At 59.9% G+C, this 22,732-nt stretch carries 18 protein-coding genes; 5 read left to right on the forward strand and 13 right to left on the reverse strand.

Going from position 1 to position 22,732, the window contains the following annotated elements; all coding sequences use genetic code 11:
* Nucleotides 1-414 precede the first annotated feature (414 nt).
* The 4 genes from AC3I0A_RS09410 to AC3I0A_RS09425 all read right to left on the reverse strand — a co-directional run bounded on the left by AC3I0A_RS09410 (nucleotide 415) and on the right by AC3I0A_RS09425 (nucleotide 5,469).
* Nucleotides 415-2,088, reverse strand: a complete 1,674-nt coding sequence (locus tag AC3I0A_RS09410; protein ID WP_489377427.1) for a bifunctional protein-serine/threonine kinase/phosphatase — start codon at nucleotides 2,086-2,088, stop codon at nucleotides 415-417.
* Between the two features lie 6 nt (nucleotides 2,089-2,094).
* Entirely contained in the window at nucleotides 2,095-3,306 is a 1,212-nt protein-coding gene (locus tag AC3I0A_RS09415; protein WP_489377428.1) for a nitrate/nitrite transporter, read from the reverse strand.
* 360 nt (nucleotides 3,307-3,666) lie between these two features.
* Nucleotides 3,667-4,242 (reverse strand): ANTAR domain-containing response regulator, encoded by a 576-nt coding sequence (locus AC3I0A_RS09420; protein ID WP_489377429.1) that lies wholly within the window; start codon nucleotides 4,240-4,242, stop codon nucleotides 3,667-3,669.
* A 15-nt stretch (nucleotides 4,243-4,257) separates the two neighbouring features.
* Nucleotides 4,258-5,469 carry a CmpA/NrtA family ABC transporter substrate-binding protein gene (locus AC3I0A_RS09425; RefSeq protein WP_489377431.1) on the reverse strand — a complete coding sequence of 404 codons (1,212 nt, stop codon included), beginning with the start codon at nucleotides 5,467-5,469 and terminating at the stop codon, nucleotides 4,258-4,260.
* A 247-nt stretch (nucleotides 5,470-5,716) separates the two neighbouring features.
* Here AC3I0A_RS09425 and AC3I0A_RS09430 point away from each other — a divergent pair, with 247 nt between their 5' ends.
* Nucleotides 5,717-6,736 (forward strand): quinone-dependent dihydroorotate dehydrogenase, encoded by a 1,020-nt coding sequence (locus AC3I0A_RS09430; protein ID WP_489377432.1) that lies wholly within the window; start codon nucleotides 5,717-5,719, stop codon nucleotides 6,734-6,736.
* 298 nt (nucleotides 6,737-7,034) lie between these two features.
* Here AC3I0A_RS09430 and rmf read toward each other — a convergent pair whose 3' ends face one another.
* Complete coding sequence (gene rmf, locus AC3I0A_RS09435) at nucleotides 7,035-7,250, reverse strand: ribosome modulation factor (protein ID WP_003223300.1); 216 nt, start codon at nucleotides 7,248-7,250, stop codon at nucleotides 7,035-7,037.
* 546 nt (nucleotides 7,251-7,796) lie between these two features.
* Here rmf and rlmKL point away from each other — a divergent pair.
* Together rlmKL and AC3I0A_RS09445 are read left to right on the forward strand one after the other, a co-directional pair.
* The gene (gene rlmKL, locus AC3I0A_RS09440; RefSeq protein WP_489377433.1) at nucleotides 7,797-10,067 is read left to right on the forward strand and encodes a bifunctional 23S rRNA (guanine(2069)-N(7))-methyltransferase RlmK/23S rRNA (guanine(2445)-N(2))-methyltransferase RlmL; all 2,271 of its coding nucleotides are present in this window, start codon (nucleotides 7,797-7,799) and stop codon (nucleotides 10,065-10,067) included.
* A gap of 137 nt (nucleotides 10,068-10,204) precedes the next feature.
* Nucleotides 10,205-12,604: a sensor domain-containing diguanylate cyclase gene (locus AC3I0A_RS09445; protein ID WP_489377434.1), complete on the forward strand. Its 2,400-nt coding sequence runs from the start codon at nucleotides 10,205-10,207 to the stop codon at nucleotides 12,602-12,604.
* Between the two features lie 177 nt (nucleotides 12,605-12,781).
* On the opposite strand, the gene dacB is transcribed toward AC3I0A_RS09445, so the two are convergent.
* The gene (gene dacB, locus AC3I0A_RS09450) at nucleotides 12,782-14,242 is read right to left on the reverse strand and encodes a D-alanyl-D-alanine carboxypeptidase/D-alanyl-D-alanine endopeptidase (RefSeq protein ID WP_489377435.1); all 1,461 of its coding nucleotides are present in this window, start codon (nucleotides 14,240-14,242) and stop codon (nucleotides 12,782-12,784) included.
* Between the two features lie 989 nt (nucleotides 14,243-15,231).
* On the reverse strand, nucleotides 15,232-15,576 hold the full coding sequence (locus tag AC3I0A_RS09455; protein WP_489377437.1) for a YggL family protein: 345 nt from the start codon (nucleotides 15,574-15,576) through the stop codon (nucleotides 15,232-15,234).
* Between the two features lie 590 nt (nucleotides 15,577-16,166).
* Here AC3I0A_RS09455 and AC3I0A_RS09460 point away from each other — a divergent pair.
* Together AC3I0A_RS09460 and AC3I0A_RS09465 are read left to right on the forward strand one after the other, a co-directional pair.
* Nucleotides 16,167-16,643 (forward strand): Xre family toxin-antitoxin system antitoxin, encoded by a 477-nt coding sequence (locus tag AC3I0A_RS09460; protein WP_489377438.1) that lies wholly within the window; start codon nucleotides 16,167-16,169, stop codon nucleotides 16,641-16,643.
* A 680-nt stretch (nucleotides 16,644-17,323) separates the two neighbouring features.
* Nucleotides 17,324-17,710 (forward strand): hypothetical protein, encoded by a 387-nt coding sequence (locus tag AC3I0A_RS09465; protein WP_489377439.1) that lies wholly within the window; start codon nucleotides 17,324-17,326, stop codon nucleotides 17,708-17,710.
* Nucleotides 17,711-17,719: 9 nt separating this feature from the next.
* Here the strand turns inward: AC3I0A_RS09465 and AC3I0A_RS09470 are convergent, their stop codons facing one another.
* The 6 genes from AC3I0A_RS09470 to AC3I0A_RS09495 all read right to left on the reverse strand — a co-directional run bounded on the left by AC3I0A_RS09470 (nucleotide 17,720) and on the right by AC3I0A_RS09495 (nucleotide 22,606).
* Complete coding sequence (locus AC3I0A_RS09470) at nucleotides 17,720-17,923, reverse strand: hypothetical protein (protein ID WP_489377441.1); 204 nt, start codon at nucleotides 17,921-17,923, stop codon at nucleotides 17,720-17,722.
* A gap of 50 nt (nucleotides 17,924-17,973) precedes the next feature.
* On the reverse strand, nucleotides 17,974-18,240 hold the full coding sequence (locus tag AC3I0A_RS09475; RefSeq protein WP_489377442.1) for a hypothetical protein: 267 nt from the start codon (nucleotides 18,238-18,240) through the stop codon (nucleotides 17,974-17,976).
* Between the two features lie 409 nt (nucleotides 18,241-18,649).
* Entirely contained in the window at nucleotides 18,650-19,081 is a 432-nt protein-coding gene (locus tag AC3I0A_RS09480; RefSeq protein WP_489377443.1) for a hypothetical protein, read from the reverse strand.
* A 264-nt stretch (nucleotides 19,082-19,345) separates the two neighbouring features.
* A complete protein-coding gene (locus AC3I0A_RS09485; RefSeq protein WP_489377444.1) occupies nucleotides 19,346-19,513 on the reverse strand; it encodes a hypothetical protein in 168 nt (55 codons plus the stop codon).
* Between the two features lie 332 nt (nucleotides 19,514-19,845).
* On the reverse strand, nucleotides 19,846-20,994 hold the full coding sequence (locus tag AC3I0A_RS09490) for a matrixin family metalloprotease (protein WP_489377445.1): 1,149 nt from the start codon (nucleotides 20,992-20,994) through the stop codon (nucleotides 19,846-19,848).
* 517 nt (nucleotides 20,995-21,511) lie between these two features.
* Nucleotides 21,512-22,606 carry a sigma 54-interacting transcriptional regulator gene (locus tag AC3I0A_RS09495; protein ID WP_489377446.1) on the reverse strand — a complete coding sequence of 365 codons (1,095 nt, stop codon included), beginning with the start codon at nucleotides 22,604-22,606 and terminating at the stop codon, nucleotides 21,512-21,514.
* Nucleotides 22,607-22,732 lie beyond the last annotated feature (126 nt).

Raw genomic sequence — 22,732 nt, forward strand, 5'->3', positions numbered from 1 at the left:
TGGCTCGACAAGTTTTGCGCAAACAAAAAAAGGCGTCCCGCTAGTTACCTAGCGAGGACGCCTTTGTCCTGATCCCGTTCTCTCGGGAAGCGCATCCTTCATCGTTGAAGGCTGGGCTTTATGTCTGTTGAAGGAGGTAATGCAGTGGTTGTGCCAACTTATGCCGAGAGCGGGTTTATTGGGCTTTAAGCCGTGATTCAGGGTTTTTCTGGAGATTTATGCACCGATTCAAGGCATCGCGCACAGTCATGGAGCGGCGATAACCCTGTGGCGAGGGAGCTTGCTCCCGCTCGATCGCGAAGCGGTCGCAATCCGGTACATGGGTTATGTCAGGCAGAATGCAGTTGCAGATTTTAGGACTGCTTCGCAGTCCAGCGGGAGCAAGCTCCCTCGCCACAATGGATCGCGTTCGACTCAGGATGAGTGGAGCAGCAAAAACAACAGCACCAGATTGATCAACAACGACACCAGCGCCAGCGTCCGCCAAACCTTCAGTGGCTCTCGCTCCAGCAGCGGCCTTGGGCGGACGCTCAAGCTGCGGCGTTCGCCCTGTTCCAGTAGCAGCAGCCATTCCTCGGCGGTTTCGAAACGCTGAGCTGGATTGACTGAAACCGCACGCTCCAGGCTTTGCTCCAGCCAATCCGGCAGATCCGGGCGATAGCGGTTGGCGCTGACCGGCACGCCGAAGCGCGGTCGCTGAAAGGCTTCGATTTCCCCATGGGGATAATGGCCGGTCAGCAGGAAGTACAGGGTCACGCCCACCGCATACAGGTCCTGTTGCGGCGTTGGCATGTCGCCGTTGAAGGCTTCCGGGGCAATAAAACTAGGGGTTCCCGGTAATGAATGGGCCTGGTCCTCGGAAAGGCCAGGGCAATAGGCCAAACCGAAATCCAGCAGGCGCAACTCGCCGTCATCCCCCAGCAGCAGGTTTTCCGGCTTGATATCGCGGTGCAGGATCTGCCGTCGATGCAGCATGCCTACCGCCCGCAGCAGGCGTTCGGCCAGTTCCTGCCATTGCGGCAATGGCAGCGGGCCGCCTTGTGCGAACAGTTCGGCGAGGGTCGAGCCTGGGTATTCGCGCATCACGTAGTACAAATGCTGACGCTGACTGGCAGCGTGCACTTCGGGGAAATGCCGACCGGCGACCCGCCGCAGAAACCATTCCTCCGACAACAGGCCTTGCCCGGCCTGACTATCGTCACGCAGGTGGACGGGCAAGGTTTTCAGTAGCCAGGGTTGCTGTTGAGCATCGCGAACGCGGTAGAGCAGGGACTGTTGGCTCTGCCCGAGCAGTGCCTCGACCTGCCAGCCTTCGAACGACTGACCCGGCTTCAGCGCAGGCGGTAACGGCCATTGCTGTAAATGGATCAGCGCATCGCCGAGGGTCGCCTCGCCAAGGGCGTCGACTCGCACCAGCAAGGCGCTGGCATTGTCCTGGCTGCCTGCCAGATGCGCGGCATTGACCAGCGTCTTCGCGGCGCTGTCGAGGTCGGGCTGATCACGCAGGATCGCGCTGATCGCTGTGTCGCCGAGGACCGCCCAGATGCCGTCGCTGAGCAGCACGAAGCTTTCGCCCAGGCGCAGTTCGCTGTCGAGAAAATCCAGCACCAGATGCTGATCCAGGCCCAAGGCGCGCTTGAGTACATGCTGCATGCCCGGTTGTTCCCAGACATGATCCTCAGTGATGCGCTGCAACTCCCCGGCGCACCAGCGATAGACCCGGCAATCGCCGACATGGGCCAGCGTGAACCGCTGGCCCCGCAGCACCAGCGCGCTGACGGTGGTGAGCAATGGCTGCCCGCCACCGTTGGCCTGGAGCCAGCGATTCTGTGCCAGCAACAACCGGTCCAGGGCCTGCGCCACACCCCAGGTTTCCGGTGTGGCGTAGTAGTCCAGGGCCAGTGCCTGCAAGGTCGAGCGAGCGGCGAGGCCGCCATCGGCACACTGGCTGACGCCGTCTGCGATGGCGAACAGATAGCCTTTGCTGGCGGCCAACGCCGGGGTCGGGGTGACCAGGCGCACGGCGTCCTGGTTTTCAGCCCGTGGCCCGGTGGCGCTGGCCTGGGCAAAGCTCAGTTGCAGGCTCATGAGTACTTAGACCCGAGCAGCGGTCACAGCCGCCGAACCCCAAGTGGTTCTCCAGCGACGTTTCACGCCGTGCAGACCAAACCAGGCCAGCACACCAAGACTGGCGAACAACCAGAGCGCCAGCTGATAGCTGCCGGTGCTCTGTTTGATCGCACCCATGCTCGCCGCGAGGGCGAAGCCGCCGATGCCGCCAGCCATGCCGATCAGGCCGGTCATCACGCCGATCTCCCGGCGAAAACGCTGCGGTACCAATTGGAAGACCGCGCCGTTACCGGCACCCAGACCGAGCATGGTGCAGACGAACAGGGCGAGGGCGGCGTAGGAACTCGGCAGGTTGAAGCCCACCGCGGTAATGCAGATCGCCGCCACGGTGTACATGCCGAGCAAGGTGCGAATGCCACCGAAGCGATCGGCCAGGGCGCCACCCAGCGGGCGCATCAGGCTGCCACCGAACACGCAAGCGGCGGTGTAGTAGCCGGCAGTCACCGGGCTCAAACCATATTGGTCGTTGAAGTAGCCGGGCAGGGCGCTGGCCAGGCCGATAAAGCCGCCGAAGGTCACGGAGTAGAAAAACATGAACCACCAGCTATCGCGGTCACCCAGTGCCTTCAAGTAGTCAGCCATGGATTTGGCTTTCGGCCGCTCCGGGGCGTTTTTCGCCAGCCAGGCAAAGACGATCAGGGTCAGGATCAACGGGATCAGCGCGAAGCCGAACACATTGCTCCAGCCAAAAGCAGCAGCCATCACCGGGGCGATCAAGGCCGCCAATACCGTGCCGGAGTTACCCGCACCGGCAATGCCCATGGCCTTGCCTTGATGCTGCGGCGGATACCACTGTGAGGCCAGAGGCAGGGCGACCGCGAACGAAGCGCCGGCCACGCCGAGAAACAGACCAAGCACCAAGGCTTGCTCATAGCTATGGATACCCAGCTTCCAGGCGCCGAACAGCGCGCAGATGACAATCACCTGGCCGATCAGTCCGGCGGTTTTGGGTGACAGGCGATCAGCCAGCAATCCCATCAAAAAGCGCAGGATGGCCCCGGCCAGAATCGGTGTGGCTACGACCATCCCGCGTTGCTGGGTGGTCAGTTGCAGGTCAGTGGCAATCTGCACCGCCAAAGGGCCCAGGAGGTACCAGACCATGAAGCTCAGGTCGAAATAGAGGAAGGCCGCGAACAATGTCGGGGTATGGCCGGATTTCCAGAAGCTTGAATTCATCGCGCACCTCAGCTTTAAAGAGTCTCGAAAGGAGTCATGAGCTTTCAGGTGGGGCGCCCGTAACGGCCGCACCACCGGCCCCGGGCTATGGGGCCAAAAACGAAAAAAACGCCGCAACCCGATTCGCTGCGTGGGCGAGTAGGGTGTGCGACGTCTTTGTCGTAGGTGGGGCAACCGCCGTTGGTTACCTGTATGGATTGATTTGCAAGAGCCGCGCCAACAGTAATGATTGCTGCGCAATCTTCGCGGCAAGCCCGCACCCACATTGGATTTGTGTCAAACCACAAACATGTGGCCAACATAGATTCCCTGTAGGAGCGGGCTTGCCCGCGAAGGCGATAAAACAGGCGCTGCAGAGCTTCAGCCCAGCAACTCACTCATCGCAATAATCTGCTCAGCCACCTGAATCAGCTTCTGCTGGCGGCTCATGGCCTGGCGGCGCATCAGGGTATAGGCCTCTTCTTCCTTGCAGTCCTTCATCTTCATCAGCAAGCCCTTGGCCAGCTCGATGCGCTTGCGCTCGGCCAGTTGCTGGTCGCGGGCCTGGAGCTGTGCACGCAAGGCCTGGTCGCTTTCGAAGCGGGCCATGGCCACGTCGAGGATCGGTTGCAGGCGTGAGGCGAGGATGCCTTCGACGATGTAGGCGCTGACCCCGGACTTGATCGCCTGGCGCATCACGTCCGGGTCGTGTTCGTCGGTAAACATGACGATCGGTCGTGGCCGGTCGCGGCTGACCAGTACCACTTGCTCCATCACATCACGGCTCGGTGACTCGGTATCGATCAAAATCACATCCGGACGCACCGTTTCGACGCGTGCAGGCAGGTCGATGGTCAGGCCGGACTCGTCGATCACTTCAAACCCGGCTTCGGTCAGGGCTGCTTTGAGTCGCCCGACTTTTTTTGCGGTGTCGTTGATCAGCAGGATACGCAACATATTCGCAATCTCCTGTCAGCGGCTGGCGAGAAGGGCAGAAGGGTCGGTCATGGCGTGCAGTGTGAAGCTGCGGGCGTAACCGGCCGGGTCCGAACCGTCCCAGATTTTACCGTCGATCAACTGGCTGCTGCGCATCGTCTCACCCGAGTGATTGACGCCAACCGCGCTGGCCGCCGCGCGGTACAGGTCGAGTTGCTGAACCTGGCGGGCGACGCCGAGATAGTCCGGGTCGTCACGCAACAGACCCCAGCGGCGGAACTGGGTCATGAACCACATGCCATCGGAGAGATAGGGCAAATTGACTTCACCCCCTCCATAAAAGCGTAGTGCATGGGGGTCTTGCCAGTGATTGCCGAGGCCGTCGGCATAGTCCCCGAGCAGTCGCGGCTGGATGCAGTCCACGGGCGCATCCAGGTACTCGCGGGCGCTCAACAGCTGTGCGGTGCTTTGCCGGTTCTCGGTGCTCTGTTCGATAAAACGACTGGCTTCCAGGATCGCCATGACCAGTGCGCGGGCGGCATTCGGGTACTGCTCGACAAACGCGCGGGTGCAACCCAGCACCTTTTCCGGATGATCGGGCCAGATGGTCTGGCTGGTGGCGATGCTGAACCCCAGGTCCTGCTTCACCGCGCTGGCGCTCCACGGCTCGCCGACACAAAAGCCGTCGATGCGCCCGGCCTGTAGGTGCGCGACCATTTGCGGCGGCGGTACCACCACGCTGTCGACATCCTGCAACGGATGGATGCCCTGGCTGGCGAGCCAGTAATAGAGCCACATGGCGTGGGTACCGGTGGGGAACGTCTGGGCGAAGGTCAGCTTTGCGCGACTTTGGTGCACATGCCGATCCAGTGCTTCAGGACTGGTCACGCCCTGGGCTTGCAGGCCGTGGGACAGGTTGATGCTTTGGCCGTTCTGGTTCAGGCCCATCAGCACCGCCATGTCGCTGGCGGCGACTCCTCCGATGCCCAGGTGCACGGCGTAGATCAAGCCATAAAGGCTGTGGGCGGCATCCAGTTCGCCGCTGACCAGTTTGTCCCGCAGGTTGGCCCAGGATGACTGGCGCTTGAGATTCAGGGTCAGGCCGTAGGGCTGGGCGAAGCCCTGTGTGGCGGCCACCACCACCGAGGCGCAATCGCTCAGGGCCATGAAGCCCAGATTGATCGCGCTCTTTTCCGGAGCATCGCTGCCGTTGACCCAGGCCAAGGGGCCTGCTGGAAATTCATTCATCAGGTATTCACCTTCCACAAAAAAGCGTCGTACCCGGGGCTCTTGCCAAAGCAAAGCCGGATGACGACGCCGTTGTCCTTTCAATAACAACTTGGGACTCATCCCGCCGTTGGCATGAGTGCTGATGGAGTCCATGGTGCAAGGCATATGCCATTCACTGTTGATTTCATCGAGCGCCTCGCTTGCGGCCCCGTTGCCCGGCTATAATCGCCGGCTCATTTCGCCGCCAACCGAGTCAATCCCGCCCATGTACACCCTGGCCCGTCAGCTGTTGTTCAAACTTTCCCCGGAAACCTCCCACGATCTGTCCCTGGACCTGATCGGCGCGGGCGGGCGTTTGGGCCTCAATGGCTTGCTGTGCAAGGCGCCAGCGCGGATGCCGGTGAACGTCATGGGGCTGGATTTTCCCAACCCGGTGGGTCTGGCGGCAGGCCTGGACAAGAATGGCGCGGCCATCGATGGTTTTGCCCAGTTGGGTTTCGGCTTCGTCGAGATCGGCACCATCACCCCGCGTCCACAACCGGGTAACCCGAAACCACGGATTTTCCGCTTGCCGCAGGCCCTGGCGATCATCAACCGCATGGGTTTCAATAACCTCGGCGTCGATCACTTGCTGGCCCGGGTGGCGGCAGCCAAATACAAGGGCATTCTGGGCATCAACATCGGCAAGAACTTCGACACGCCGGTTGAGCGCGCAGTCGATGACTACCTGATCTGCCTGGATAAAGTTTACGCCCATGCCAGCTATGTGACCGTCAACGTCAGCTCGCCGAACACGCCCGGCCTGCGCAGCCTGCAATTCGGCGATTCGCTCAAGCAACTGCTCGAAGCCCTGCGTCAACGCCAGGAAGACCTGGCACAGCGCCACGGTAAACGCGTGCCGCTGGCGATCAAGATCGCTCCGGACATGACCGACGAAGAAACCGTGCAAGTGGCGCAAGCGTTGATCGAGACGGGGATGGACGCGGTGATCGCCACCAACACCACCCTGAGCCGCATCGGTGTCGAAGGCATGGAACATGGTGACGAGGCGGGCGGCTTGTCCGGCGCGCCGGTTCGCGACAAGAGCACCCACACGGTCAAGATACTGGCTGGCGAATTGGCCGGCCGCTTGCCGATCATTGCTGTGGGCGGTATCACCGAAGGCAAGCACGCGGCTGAGAAAATCGCCGCCGGCGCAAGCCTGGTGCAGTTGTATTCGGGCTTTATCTACAAGGGGCCGGCGCTGATTCGCGAATCGGTGGATGCGATTGCGGCGATGCGCTAAAGGCGATGGAGATCAACTGTGGCGAGGGGGCTGGTTGTGGCGAGGGAGCTTGCTCCCGCTGGGCTGCGAAGCGGCCCCAAAACCTGCAACCGCTTTTCACCTGACACAACCCTGTCGCCGGTTTTGGGAGCGCTTCGCGCTCCAGCGGGAGCAAGCTCCCTCGCCACGGGGTTTTGTGTTCGGCATTGCATAAAAAAGGGCCCCTTGAAGGAGCCCTGGGCCGAAGCCCGCCGTCCGGATGGGACGTGCATGGTTAATTCGTTGCGTATTCAGCTATTAGTGTCGGAATGTGCCCCGTTTAGCCGACAGCGTGAAGTTCGTTGAGTCTGTGGATCCCCGCAGTGCCGGTCATACCGTCCCAGTTGTCGCCTCGTCCTTCTCGCCAACCGTTGATCCAGGCTTGACGTACTGAGGGTAGAGTAAATGGGCAAAGCTCACGGGATTTGCCACCAACGCCATATTGATATCCGCGTAAAAATGCTCTTTCCAACGGATCACGCTTAAGTCTTCTCATAGGGTGTTTCCCTCAATGTTGACTGTGTAATGTCCCGTCGACCTCAATCGAGGTCGGGCAGAAAAGATTTCTGCCGGTGGTGGCTCGCGCAGACTAGAGCGAGCCAAGGTGTTGACGTCATTGCGGCGACAACCTGTATTGAGTTCTAACCAATGCGTCACATCGAGGGAATGATCGTTTTGTCATAAGGACGTAACGATAATGGTGTTAAGGCCATAAGCAAGACGGCTTTCGTGACCCGCTTTTTGAGCAAAGCCCGCTATGATCAGCCTCCCACTAGATGAAGAGGTTAATGCTTTAGCGGCAATGTCGACCGGTTGCAGTCGGGTATTTTTCGACGAAGGGTCGAGATATGACATTTTGTTGCATCGAATTTTTTATCTGCCTCTGCATCTAAGCTCATTTAGCCTCTTGGTTGGCTGAGCCGCAGGGGTGGGACGGCACACCTTCGTGCCACGCGAGCGCTCTTCAAGAAAAGCGCTTGATTGAAAACCGAGCGGGCAATGCGTTGCCCGTTCACTATTGCTTAAAGGCCCTGGAACTCCCATGTCGGATCGTTACGAACTCTTCCTCACTTGCCCTAAAGGCCTCGAAGGCCTGCTTATCGAAGAAGCCGTCGGGCTTGGCCTTGAGGAAGCGCGCGAGCACACCTCGGCCGTGCGCGGCATGGCCGACATGGAAACGGCCTATCGCCTGTGCCTGTGGTCGCGTCTGGCCAACCGTGTGCTGCTGGTCCTCAAGCGCTTCCCGATGAAGGACGCCGAAGACCTCTACCACGGCGTGCTGGATGTCGAGTGGCAGGACCACATGCTCAACGACGGCACTCTGGCAGTTGAGTTCAGCGGGCATGGCTCGGGCATCGACAACACTCACTTCGGCGCCTTGAAGGTCAAGGATGCGATTGTCGACAAGCTGCGCACCCCGTCGGGCGAGCGTCCATCCATCGACAAGATCAACCCGGACCTGCGCATTCACCTGCGGCTGGACCGTGGCGAAGCGATTCTGTCCCTCGACCTGTCCGGCCACAGCTTGCACCAGCGCGGCTATCGTCTGCAGCAAGGTGCGGCGCCGCTGAAGGAAAACCTCGCGGCGGCGATTCTGATTCGTGCCGGTTGGCCGCGCATTGCTGCCGAGGGCGGCGCGCTGGCTGACCCGATGTGCGGCGTGGGCACCTTCCTGGTGGAAGCGGCAATGATCGCCGCCGATATGGCACCGAACCTGCGACGCGAGCAGTGGGGCTTCACCGCCTGGCTCGGCCATGTGCCGGCGCTGTGGAAAAAACTCCACGAAGAAGCCACTGAACGCACCGCTGCTGGCCTGGCCAAGCCTCCACTGTGGATTCGCGGTTACGAAGCCGATCCGCGCCTGATTCAACCGGGCCGCAACAACGTCGAACGTGCCGGCCTGAGCGAGTGGATCAAGATCTACCAGGGCGAAGTCGCGACCTTCGAGCCGCGTCCGGATCAGAACCAGAAAGGCCTGGTGATCTGCAACCCGCCTTACGGCGAGCGTCTGGGTGATGAGGCGAGCTTGCTCTATCTCTACCAGAACCTCGGCGAACGTCTGCGTCAGGCGTGTCTGAACTGGGAAGCAGCGGTGTTTACCGGCGCACCGGAACTGGGCAAGCGCATGGGTATCCGCAGCCACAAGCAGTATTCGTTCTGGAACGGCGCCTTGCCGTGCAAATTGCTGCTGATCAAGGTCACCCCGGACCAGTTCGTCACCGGCGAACGTCGCACTCCGGAACAGCGTCAGGTCGAGCGCGAGCAGGCCGAAGTCGAAGTCGCCGACAACGATGTGGCGCCGGGCAAGTACGAGAAGTACAACAAGAACGGCAACCCGATCAAACCGGCACCGGTGGTGATTGAGCAACCGCGCTTGAGCGAAGGCGGGCAGATGTTCGCCAACCGCCTGCAAAAGAACCTCAAGGCGTTGGGCAAGTGGGTCAAGCGTGAAGGCATTGACTGCTACCGCGTCTACGATGCCGACATGCCGGAATATTCCATGGCCATCGACCTGTATCAAGATTGGGTTCACGTCCAGGAATACGCCGCACCGAAGTCCATCGACCCGGAAAAAGCCTCGGCCCGTATGTTCGATGCCCTGGCGGCCATTCCGCAGGCTTTGAACATCGACAAGAGCCGCGTGGTGGTCAAACGTCGCGAACGTCAGAGCGGCACCAAACAGTACGAACGCCAAGCCGCACAGGGCAAGTTCGTCGAGGTCAACGAAGGCGGCGTGAAGCTGCTGGTCAACCTCACCGATTACCTCGACACCGGGCTGTTCCTCGATCACCGGCCGATGCGTATGCGGATTCAGAAAGAGGCCGCCGGCAAGCGCTTCCTCAACCTGTATTGCTACACCGCGACCGCCAGTGTGCATGCGGCCAAGGGTGGCGCGCGCAGCACCACCAGCGTCGACTTGTCGAAAACCTATCTGGACTGGGCGCGACGCAACCTGTCGCTCAACGGTTTCTCCGACAAGAACCGTCTGGAGCAGGGCGACGTGATGGCCTGGCTGGATGCTTGCCGCGACGAGTTCGACCTGATCTTCATCGATCCGCCGACTTTCTCCAACTCCAAGCGCATGGAAGGGATCTTCGATGTGCAGCGCGATCAGGTGCAATTGATCGATCTGGCGATGGCACGTCTTGCCCCAGGCGGTGTGTTGTATTTCTCCAACAACTTCCGCAAGTTCCAGCTTGAAGAGAACCTCACTACGCGTTATGCCGTCGAGGAAATTACCGCGCAAACCATCGATCCTGATTTTGCTCGCAACAGCAAGATCCATCGTGCCTGGAAAATCACTGCCCGCTAAATGCCGATTGGATCCACAGAGCCTTGATTTTTAAAGGCTCTTGGCTCTTTTTGCGCTGGTCAAATTAGTGGCTAATGGCTATAACTCAGTTAAGGCCAATGTGACGCCAAAGCTCGCTGGCGTTATGAGTTCTGCTTATGTCGTTACATGCCGTTCGCCCGAAAATTCTGGGATTCATCAGCGAAGATGTTTCGGCCTGGCTGGTCGCGCTACTGCTTTTGCTCGCCGGCGCAATTCTCACGGGGTTGCTGGCCTGGGCAACGGTCAATCTGTATCAGCAGCAACTGCGCCAGCGTTTTCAGCTGCTGGTCAGCGAACGCTACAGCCGGATTGAAGAACGCTTCGAAGATCAGGAGCAGCGCCTCGACAGCCTGCGGCGGTTCTTTGCCAACTCTGATTCGGTGACTCGTCAGGATTTCGAGGGCTTCGCCAAGCCGTTATTGCGCCGGACTCAAGCCTACGCCTGGGCGCCGAGAGTAACGAGTGCCGAACGCCCGCTGTTCGAGCGTACGCTCCGGGCACAAGGTGTGGCGGACTTTTCCATCCGTGAATTGGATGCCGAGGGTCAATTGCAATTGGCCGCCGAACGCGATGAGTACGTGCCGGTGTTGTTCAGCCAGACGCAAAGTGTTCTCGGCTCGCCGTTGGGCTATGACTTGCTGGCCGAGCCCATGCGTCGCTCCACCCTGGAGCGTGCCCGCATTCACCGATCGTTGGCGGTTTCGCAACCGACGCATCTGGTCGGCGTCGAGCCAGCCTATGCCCGCGGGGTACTGTTGGTCGCGCCGGTCAGCGTGAGCTCATACATTGCAACCCCGACATCTGAAGCCCATGGTTACGCCCTGGCAGTGATCAGCATTCGTCAGTTGGTGGCCGACGGTTTGCCCGAGGCGAGCCAGGACAACCTGGCGGTCCGTATTCTTGATCTCTCCACTAACGACAAGCACGAAGTGCTTTACGCATCGGACAATCGGCCGGCACACAGTGAGTTGTCGGCGACTCGCTTGTTGCGTTTTGGGGACCGCGATTATCAGGTGGAAATCCGGCCCAGCACGGTATTCCTGCAGGCCAATCATTCTTCAGTCATCAGTCTGGTGGTGTTGGGCAGTCTGCTTAGCGTCCTGCTCAGCGCCTTGCTCTACGTTCTGGTCAGTCAGCGGCAACGGGCCTTGGCGATGGTCGAGCAACGTACCCGTGAATTGCGCCTGCGCGAGCAGGAATTGCGCGGTGCCCACGGACAGCTGCGCAGCGTGTTGGATGCAGCGACTCAAGTGGCAATTATCGCGACGGACTTGCGCGGTGTGATCAGCACCTTCAATGCCGGTGCCGAGCAAATGCTCGGTTATCGAAGCGTCGATGTGCTGGAACGGGTGACGCTGGAAAGCCTGCTCCTGCCCAAGGAGTTGCAGGCGCGAGCGACGGAACTGAGCCGGCGTTACGGCAAGCCGATCCCGATGTGCCAGGCGATGCTCGTCGAGGGCGGCGAAGAGGGTGGGCGTGAGGCTCGTGAGTGGACGCTGGTGCGCCAGGATGGCACCCACCTGATCGTGAATATGCTGGCAGCGCCAGTGCTCGATGAGCTGGGACTCTGGGTCGGGCATCTGGCGATCTGTATTGATGTTACCGAGCGTAAACGGGTGCACGAAGCGCTGGCAGCCCAGGATCGCCTGCTGAAAAAGCTCAGCGCACATGTGCCGGGCGGGATCTACCAGCTCAAGATGGCGGCCGACGGCAAGTTCAGTGTCATCTATGCCAGTGACGGCATTCGTGAAATTTACGAACTTGAGGCGGATCTGCTGAAAATGAATGCCGAGGCGGTGTTCGAGCGCATTCATCCGCAAGATGTGGGCAAAGTTCGCGCCTCGATTCGTGCATCTGCCCAGAAACTCAGCCCGTGGCGTGAAGAATACCGTGTGCAGCTACCGCAGCGTGGCCTGCGCTGGGTACGTGGCGAGGCGACGCCGGAAGAATTGCCGGGCGGCGGGGTACTGTGGCACGGCTATGTCTCGGATATCTCTGATCTGAAGCGGGTCGAAGAAGAATTGCGCGCGCTTTCGGTGACCGACTCCCTGACCGGGATCCGCAACCGGCGTTATTTCCAGGAGCGCCTCAAAGCCGAAATGGCCCGGGTTGAACGCAGCGTCGGAGAGCTGGCGGTGATCATGCTCGATATTGACCACTTCAAGCGCATCAATGATATGCACGGGCATGCCGTGGGTGATCGGGTGCTGCAAGGCGTCTGCGAGCGCATTGGCCTTCGCCTGCGTCGTTCCGACGTGTTCTGCCGATTAGGCGGCGAGGAATTCATGGTGCTCTGTCCGGAAACCGATGGGCAGCAGGCTTATATCCTTGCGCTAGAGCTGTGGCAGGGGCTGCGCACTTCACCGATCGACGGGGTGGGCGCCGTGACCGCGAGTTTCGGGATTGCCAGTTGGCGGATCGGTGAAGGGGCTGATGCGTTGCTGCTGCGAGCCGACTCGGGGGTGTACGTGGCGAAGCAGGCGGGGCGCGATCGGGTTGAGGCGGAGTTGATGTAGGCGGGGCTAAACACGGTCCCCTGTGGCGAGGGAGCTTGCTCCCGCTCGGCTGCGAAGCAGTCGTAACCCAGTGCATGCGATTCACCTGACACAGCGAGGTCGCCTTACTTGGGGCCGCTGCGCGGCCCAGCGGGAGCAAGCTCCCTCGCCACAGAAGCACAACTTGATCCTAGAAGGTCAAAGCACCGAAGCAGTCGTCTCCAGCTTCGGCTGGCGGTACAGATCCAGCAGCACCTGATCGAGCACCGAAGACGCGCCAAACGGTCTCGGATCGTTGAGGATCGCCACCACCGCCCAGGTATTGCCGTTGCTGTCGCGGCTGAAGCCGGCGATGGCCCGTACAGTGTTCAGGGTGCCGGTCTTGATATGCGCTTCACCGGCCATTGCCGTGCGTTTCAGGCGTTTGCGCATGGTGCCGTCCGTACCGGCAATCGGCATCGAACTGATGAACTCCGCCGAGTACGGACTTCTCCAGGCCGCCTGCAGCATCGCCCCCATTTCCCGGGCGCTGATCCGTTCGGCGCGAGACAGGCCGGAACCGTTTTCCATGACCAGATGCGGCGCAGTAATGCCTTTCTTCGCCAGCCACTGACGCACTACGCGTTGCGCGGCTTTGGCGTCGTCGCCGTCGGCGTCGTTGCGGAACTGCGCGCCGAGGCTGAGGAACAGCTGCTGGGCCATGGTGTTGTTACTGTATTTGTTGATGTCGCGGATGATCTCCGCCAGGTCCGGGGAGAACGCCCGGGCCAGAACCTTGGCGTCTTTGGGCACAGTGGCCAGACGATCCTTGCCCTGAATGCTGCCGCCCAGTTCCTGCCAGATCGCCCGCACGGCGCCGGCGGTGTAGGTTGTGTGGTCGAGCAGGGAAAGGTAGGTCTGCGAGCTGCAACCGTCACCCAACTGGCCGTTGACCGTCACGCTCATGCCACCGTCGGCCTGGGCCACCGGGTTGTAGCGCACGTTACCGGTGCACTGCTTGCTGTTGACGGCTTTGACCTGATTGTCGATATGAATGCTGGCAATCGGCGGTTCGACGGAAATCAGCACCTTGCCCGAGTCATTGCGAGCGACGAAGCGCAGGGCCTTGAGGTTGACCATCAGCGCGTCGGGTTTGACCAGGAAAGGCTTGCTCTCGTCCTTGCCGTCGTCATTGAACTCCGGCAGTTGCGGTTGCACGAAGAAATTGCGGTCCAGCACCAGATCGCCGGTGACTTGCTGCACGCCATTGGCCCGCAGGTCACGCATCAGCAACCAGAGTTTTTCCATGTTCAGCTTCGGATCGCCACCGCCCTTGAGGTACAGGTTGCCGTTGAGGATGCCGCCACTCAGCGTGCCGTCGGTATAGAACTCGGTTTTCCACTGATGGTTCGGGCCGAGCATTTCTAGCGCAGCGTAGGTGGTGACCAGTTTCATGGTCGAGGCCGGGTTGACCGACACGTCGGCGTTGAAGATTGTCGGTGTGCCCGGGCCGTTGAGCGGGATCATCACCAGCGACAGGGCGTTGTCCTGCAATTTGCTGGCTTTGAGCGCCTGTTGAACCTTGGGCGACAGGGCGGTATTGATCGGTGCGGCGCAGATAGACAGAGACAGGGGCAGAAGAAGACTGGCAAGCAGCAATGGACGCAAAGAGTTGATCATCTGAAATAAAACCCTACAGCCGAGGGGAAAAAAACGAGGGCATGTTGATAAATTCCCTCAGTGGTCATGAAAGTGTCGGCATTATGCCCCAAGGTATAGCGGCTTGTGCCGTGCCCAATACCTCTAAACGGCTATTTTTTACGAACGGTGGGGGCAAGGCCCTATAGAGGCGGGCAATCGGCTGCTTAAACTGCTAAAGTGCCGCCCGTTATTACTTATGAGGATTGTTCCATGGCGACTAACCGTTCCCAGCGTCTGCGCAAAAAACTGTGCGTCGATGAATTTCAAGTTTTGCTGATTAGCACAAAATAATCAGGATGTTGTCAAAAACTTGATCCTCCCTTTCGCCCTTCGTTTCTAGTCCCCAATCCTCCCCCTCAGCATCATTCGCTTCCCTCCCCAAAAACCAATAGTTCATCGTCCTATCACACCCCCGGTAGAAGCCACGGTGGAAGTCACACCAGATACCCATCGTCATGTCTCTAGTCTGCCCGCCGCACTCCTCGCGACAAATCGCGTTCATTCCCTTGTCCTCATTTGAACGTCTCGCCCGTTTGCTCGTTTAGCCGGGATCAGGAAAAGCAGGCAGGAAGTAAATGGGATAGGAAGAAGGGGGACAATCGGGGTGCTGAATTCTTTTGACCAAGGAAGGGCAATAAAACGGAAGTATTCAGCAGCGGCTTAACCCAGTTGACGTAGGCCGTATGCGAGTACGAAAAGACATGGCGCAACCTTCGTAGTGGAGCTAGTTGTCTTCGGGTTCGCCGTTCGTAGGCCGCGAGAATCGATTTAGGGTGCGACTTGATGGACTGGCTTCGTGTAGGCATACACAGTTTTGCCGAGACGATCACAAGCACTTTCAGGTAGCCGTAGCCAAGGGGCGCGGCGACACGGGGGATAATAGGAGGGGGAATATAATTTGACAGCAGAAGCGTTTGTCTTGAGCCATAAACAAACAGGGCCATCACGATGGATGGCCCTGTTGAACATCAAGCTACCGGATTGATCGGCTTTTCCGGGTACCAGACGTCCAGCAGCGGGCTGACTTCAGCGCTAGTCAGCTCGGTACGGGCTTTGAGCCAGGCTTCAACCTTGGCGCGTTGCTCTTCGCTGACCGAACCGCGTTTGATCAGGCAAACCAGGCCGTAGTCGTCGCCGCCAACATAGCCGAGGCCGTTGGCTTCCATCGCTTCATTCAGGAACGCGTCGAGGAAAGCGTCAATAACCTCGTCAGCCAGATCTTCCTTGAAGTCCAGGTTCAATTCGAAGCCCAATTCCTGGAACTCGTCTACACAGAGCTTTTTGCGCAGACGCTGGGAGCGGTTAGTGGCCATGAAACAATCCTCTTAAGTAATAACGCGGCGCATCTTACCAGCTAAGCGACATCCCTGCCTGATTGAGTGAGGCTGCATTACACGGCGCATCACGCTATGTCACATGGCTAGCCGTCGTTTTGTGAAAGCCTATTGGCAATGGCTGAGTATAGGGGGGAGGGGGGCGAGGTAAAGGCTCAAACCATGATCAGTGGGACAGATGAGCGTCTAGGGCCTCTCTAAGCCGACTGCGTCGGTAATCACTGCAGTAGACTTGTTGCTCACACGGGGTAAGCCGGAGTTACCCCGGGTCAGGCGGTCGTGGGGGCGGAGCAGCCCATAAAAACCCCTACACCGTCGGTGCCGGAGGCCACTTTTGCCGGTGTGCTGCCAGTCACCCCTCCGAGTTACCCTCCATCAGCGTAGTTCGGTTTTGGTCGCATTAGCAGCGGCCCTCCGTCGACCGGAGCAGCGCCTGGACTAGCCAGCGCGCTGCCGGATGTAGGGGAGGGTGGGGAAAGGGCAGCGGTTCAGGTCAATGGCAGTATTACTGCTCAGACATGAGGTCTATATTTCATTTGCCGGAAATTTACTCATTTGAAGGAGTGGCGATGAGCGCCTCAACCACTGGTCAGCGACAGACAAGAAAGAGAGACACATCGCTTGCAGCAGTGATCGCCTCATTTTGGGATTTCAGCTCCAATCGATGCTTGCTCAAGGACTCGGAACGGTTGCTCCAGATCAAGGAAGGGTTTTCTGCTCACCTTTTCCAAGCGGTTCGCGTGACCTTTGACCTTCAAGAGCGCAACTTGGAGATACTGTTCAATGTGTCGGTCTCCACGCTCGAACGGCGTAGGCGTGAGCAAAAGCCCCTTAATCCTGTTGCGTCCGAACGACTAGACCGAATTGCCGTTGTCTGTCACCTGACCAAAGAGGTTTTCGAAAGCAGAGAGGCGGCTGCTAAATGGATGTCGAAGCCGAACAAAGCCCTTGGCGCAAGTGCGCCGATTATGCTCTGCGAAACCGCGATCGGAGCCAAGCAGGTTCGCCGAGTCCTTCAAACTCTTGAATGGGGCGGCGCGGTCTGATGCAGGCTTGGCGCAGGTTGAAGGTGATAGGGATGATTTTGAACTGCCGACTGTTGTTCTTGGGTTAAAAGTGCTAAGTGAATTAAGTGAATTGAAGTTGACGATGGGGCGGAGTTAAGAATGTTCTAAGCCATTTGGATGCGCTATGGGAGACGGCGTCGCTGGGACCATGACATTCGTGTTCAGCAGGACATTGTTCCCAACACTGCTCATGCCGGAACATCGGTTGTACCCTACGTACAAGACTTTCTGGTCAACTCAACCCTGCGAACCGGCCCAGGAAAAACGAGACAAGGCCTGTCATTCTGGCCGTATAGACCTACCCATCTGAGCAAAATAGGAGACTTACAGATGCCCACTGCGAAAGCCGGTTGATTCCCACGTTAGGGATCGAGGAATGACCCACCAACGGGTTCGAACCATAGGCGAGATTAGTCCGAGCCGGCGCAGCGACAATGCGCGAACAGGGGCAAATAGGCGTTAGCCGCTGAATCGTGAGGCGTCAGAGAGATTGATCCATGGACATGGACGCCGCTTCCGAGCTTATGTATCTATCCTCGCACGCCTGTCGCGTGGTCTCTGGCATTTTCAATTCCGACAAGTAGTAGCAGACCAAATGAGTGAATTTTCCACTTATCTCGGCATGACCTCTATGACACGCTCTGGAGGGCATGGCCTGTTTGGACCGCTGGACTGGCCCTGGCGGTGTTAGTGCTCCTGGTCTGCCTGACCGACAGGATCAGGCCCGCTATGAGGCAGCCGCCAAGGCCCGTATCAGCGCCGAAAAGCAGAAGATCGAGCAACAGTACCAGCAGAAAAAATCTGATCTGGAGGCTCGGGAGGCCGAGCTTCGCTCCGGCTGGAACACACTGAGGGAGCAGGAGCAGAAAACCGTCCAGGCACTCCAAGCAATGCATGCTCGCGTTGAACTAGCGGAACGTAAGGCGGCGGATGCCGAGTCACGAAAACAGCGGGCCTATGGCGGTTTTGAGCGTTTGCGGCGAAAAGTAGGCGAAGTAGACCCAGACACCGAGACCGGCAAGCACGTGAGCAGCCCCCCGAAATAACCTGAAAGATCACAGCTCGACGGCGAAGCCCTTGATGCCCTGGGCTTCGGCAAAGCGGCCCACCGCGGTCAAACTGGCCCAGGTGCGCAGCGCTTCGCGCCGCGAGCGCACCGGCAGCCAGCGACTGCCGGCGCCGCCCAGCCGAATGGCCAAGCCCCATTGATCGCCGTGGCGACTGACCAGCACCTCGCGCACCGCGCCGCCCTCGAGCATCACGCGCAGCGTGAATACCCTGGCGCATCGCTGACACCTCAGAGAACGGACTAGACCTGGAGGAGATTCTGGCTCGGAACCCAGTGCAGGATGCAGGCCAGCTCGTGCCAGGGGTGGTGTCGGCCTGCGGCGCGCGGACAGCTACTGTCGTGCACAAACCGTTGGTTGCCCTCACTGGCGGTCTGCCCGGCGCCGCAGGCGGTACAGCGTAAGTAGATGCCCGTCAGCAGCCAGTGCCGCGAATGCTCCAGCACCTGGCGATCCAGCGCCGGCAGGTCGGCGCTCTCTGGCGTCGGTTGTGGCGATGGGTCTGGCATAGCGTCCTCCTGACTCCCGGCCCGCCTCAGCACAGCCCGGCGTGGTATTTCTGCTCCAGGAGGGCCATTAACTCGCGACCGGGGTATTGCGCTTGGCGTCCCCAGGCGTGGCAGCCGAGGGCATGCCGAAACGCCTCCGCGGCCAGGAGGTCCTGGGAACCCCCACAGCGCTGACAGCGCACGGTGGCCATCGATGACCCAGCGTTTGTTCCAGGCGGCCAGCGGTAAATAGATCACGGACATTGCAAAGCAGCCCTGTGGTGAGCCGCGAAGGTCGCGGAAGGCGCGTCATACCACGCATGGGGAGAAGGGTAGACCAGGTCCCGGGGGACTGGTGTCCACCCGACGTAAAAAAGCCCACCGGAGTGGGCTTGGCTGCGGGGGGCAGAAACGCCGTTATGGGCAGCGGTCAGCGCTCAGGCTGCACCCCCAGGTCTTTGCTCAGCTCGTCATACTTCGCCCGATCAATCAGTTCACAGCGGTGCATCGCATCCAACAGCCCCCAGGCATACCCATGTATCCATTTATGCCGGTTCGGGTTCGCCTGATCGTGGTCGTCTACCGCCTTATGGAAAGCTTGCAGGAGAGTATCAACACTGTGCATGACCCTGATGCCGGTATTGCTCATCGCGTCGATGAGCATCGAGCAGAGGTTGACGCATCCCGTTGATGCCTCGGACAGCATGAGTCTGGCGGAGGTAACCAATAACAAGATCAGAGCAGTATTGGACCAGAGGTTGTCACGCCAAGTCTGGCAAGGAACATCGCCGCAGGCTGAGATTGAGCCCGTGATGATCAGGGCGCTGCAGACCTGAAGAGGACAAGGGAAATGCCAGGTCACGCCGATACTGCTTTGTCTGCTCGGCGCCATGCAGCCGCTTTGCAGGAGGGGGAGCAGTACAAAACGCCCTGGCTGCCGGTGATAGGCTCCACGCTCTACCGGCTTACGTGTTGATTCTCTCGCAAGAGCCCGCCGTGACCAGGCAGAATTATCGAGGCGCGACCAAGTCTGCCAGGGCACTGAGCGTCATCAGCAGGCTGAGCAAAACAATGACAGAAATTGAGCCGCGCCAAAAGAGGTAGCGGCGAAGGCGTTGATGGCCGCTCATGGCCTAGCCCTTCCGATTGCTGGGCGAAGCGTGTTGCCATTATTTGCCTGCAAATTCCAAGGCTGGTTGCGCCCCGAAGAGTAAAAAGTATTACCCGAGTCGGCATTGCGCCCTTCAGGACTGGCAGCTTTGGCTGACAGTTCAAACCATTCGAGAGCACCCATGTCGCACCTCCATTTCTGGTGTCTAGCCTAGTCAGCGCAGAGCAAAGGGGCGAGTAAACATTTCACGCCCCCCCCATGAGTCTGCCAACTTTTTCATGCGTGGATACAGCCCAGAGCCTGCAGTTGATGGGCGAGTTATCGCCCCCCGCTCCGAGGATGAACAGGGCGCAGGCGGCAAGGCGTCATGAGCCGCCGCCCCCATAACTGATCATGACGTCTGCCAGCGAGCCCCCTCGGTCTCCGCTGAAGCCGCGCCGGTAGCCAGTGCCCAGGCTCGATTAGCCTCCCAGACCAGCGCACAAGGGTGCGGGATGCTGTGTTCATCTCGTGCCTCAAGCCAGTTCAACCTGCAAAGCGAATGAGCCCGAACCCCGATAACTGTGCACCAAGATGTGATATGTCCCGGGTTTCGGATCCTCCACCGTGATCAGTTCGTCGGCGGTCGCGCCCCAACTCACCTGGTCGTACTGGCCGTTCTCCTTGCCTGCCGGCGCGCCGTGGCGCACGAAGATATCGAAGTCCTGACCAGCGGGACCATCGAGCTTGATGAGCAGCTTGTTCTGCAGCGTGACCTGGTAGCGCACTTCCGCATTGGTCTGCGCGAGGTGGCCACTGATGGTCTGGCCGGGTTGTATGGCAGCGGGCTGCTCGGTCGCCGCGCCATAGAGTGACTGGATGCCGGCGATATCGTCCGCGCGCAGGTCGTTGCGGTCTTCGCCGTAGTAGGCGTACATGATGGCGTTCTGGTCCTGGCTGTGCGCCAGCCCGAGCAGGTGGCCGATTTCGTGCAGCGCCACGTTGTAGAGGCGGATTCCGGCACCGCCGGGTTGATCCTTCCAGGTCTCGAACTCGTCGAAGTGCAGCGAACCGGCCCAATCGCCGCCCGCCGGTGGCGGGAAGAAGGCATGGGCGAGCGTATTGCCGTCCGGCCCTCCCGCATTGTCGAAGGCGTAGCCGTCGCCGTGGCTCGCGCGGTGGAAGGCGACGGAGAGGTCCGGCATGGCGTTGCCGTTGAGTTCCACGCATCGGAGCGAGCAGACGGCTGACCAGCGTGCAAAGGCCTCGCGAATGATGTCGCGCTGGCGCGCCTCCGGAATGTCCGGCGTCGAATTGAGGAACTGGTAGCTGAGCGGGTTCTTGGTCCATTTGGCGCCCACCGTCACGAAGGGTGCGAGCCGCCCGCTCGCGCTTCGCTGACCAGGCACCGGGTCCGGCAGGCCGCAGCGCGGCTGATTGAGAAGCTTGATCGTGGCTTCGTCGGCGACGCCATCTTCTTTGGGGTAGATGCGGTAGAAGTTCTGGTACTGCATCACCGCGAGCCGTGTGGCCTCGTCGTATTTGCCCGGGACATAGGCGCCGAAGAGGAAGCCGTAGCGCGCAAGCAGTGCCTGCAGGTGGAAGGTGTCGTCCTCCGCCTTGGTGTCCGGACTGAGATGCATAGAAGCGATCATGCAGCGCTGCTTCGTTTGTTCCTTAGCCATGGTTAGGTCCTCCTGTGAGTGAGGCATTGGCATTGCCGAGCGCTCCGAAAGCGGCGCGGCCAATGTCGCTGCCCAGTTGAGGTACGGTGGAGCTCGAGGTGGTTCGGATGGCACCACCGGTCAGATACGGCAGTGAAAAGCGCAGGCGCAAGGCCGTGCGCGACGAGTTGCTTCGTTAGCACATGGCGCCTCCGAACTGGATTGGTTGCTCCGACGGCGAAGGTGCTGAAGCAGGATCTGTTCCAGCTACCGATACTCAGTAAAATCAATGACATGCAAACGCGCTAATCTCCCGCGGACAACGAACCGGGACGTCCACGCCACACCTATTGGGAAGGTAATTCGTCGACCGCCTGTAGTTCAGGGATCTGCAGCCTTGTCGGGCTGCCACACGGGCTATGGCGTACACGCCACGGCTGGATTCGCTTGGGGCAATCCCGATTGTGGGGATGACGAACGAGAGGGGAGATGGGCACTGGAGTGCGGCGCGCCCAGAAGCCCCCGGTGTCAGGAAACGTTAGACGCGGTCGTCCCGCTGCGAGCGCAAGAGGCCGTACTTCTTGGCGAGTTTGCTGAGGCGGCTGCGCTCCTTGCCAGCAAGACGAGCGGCCTCGCTGATGTTTCCATCCGCACGCCAGAGAAGTTCGCTCAAGTAAGCCCGTTCAAATTCGGCGACGGCGTGCGCCTTCGCTGCGCTGAACCCCCGCATGGTCAACGCTGGCACTGGCGCTGGCGCCACACATGGCACCGGAGGCACAGGGGACCCCGGCATGTTGAGGTATGGCCCGTTGCTAGTGAGCACGGCACGGTGGATGAGGTTCTCAAGTTCGCGCACGTTGCCGGGCCAGTCGTGCCGCAGAAAGTAGTCGATGGTGACCGAGGGCAGCTCCAAAACCGGCTTGCAGTATTTGTGGCTGAAGCGCCGCACAAAGGTCTCGGCGAGCGCAATCACGTCGGAGCCCCGCTGCCGCAGGGGTGGGAGTTCCACGGAGAGGACGTGGAGCCTGTAGTGAAGATCGGTCCGGAATAGGCCAACTGCAGCAAGCGCGTCGAGATCCGCATTCGTGGAGGCGATGATACGAACGTTCGCATGGCGCACGAATGCTTCACCGATCGGCCGATACTCGTAATCCTGAAGAAAACGCAGAAGCGCGACCTGCGCCCGGCTAGACAGCGCATCCACTTCGTCCAGGAACAGCGTACCGCCCTCCGCTTGGGCGACTGCGCCCGACCGTGACTCCCGTGCATCGGTGAAGGCGCCACGGACGTGACCAAAAAGTTCGTTCTCGATCAGGTTTTCGGGAAGGGCGCCACAGTTTATCGGTACGAACGGAGCGCCCTGCCTGGCACCAAGGTAGTGAATGGCGCGAGCAGCAAGCTCCTTCCCGGTTCCCGTTTCGCTTTGCAAAAGCACCGTGGCGTCGCACGCGGCACTCCGGCAGATGGCGTTCAACGCTTCTCGGAAGGCAGGGGACTCCCCGATGAGATTCAGCCGCACGAAATCGACTGCATTAACCGACGGTTCGGACAATCTCTCCTCCCTCCCTGCAGAGTTCTTGTAGTTGTCGCAATCATTCTGGTCGGTGATCGAGGCAATACCCGGAGCAGCCAAGCCTGCGCACTCCCGTTGCACTTGACACCAGTCTAGGTCGGATGAGGCTTCGGGCAGGGATCTAGCCTTCCCCCGCGTTTCCATGACGCCCAACATCGGATAGCCGAAGTCGTGGCCCGCCGCCAA

It is taken from the genome of Pseudomonas sp. KH_024_B2 (genome assembly GCF_057839965.1).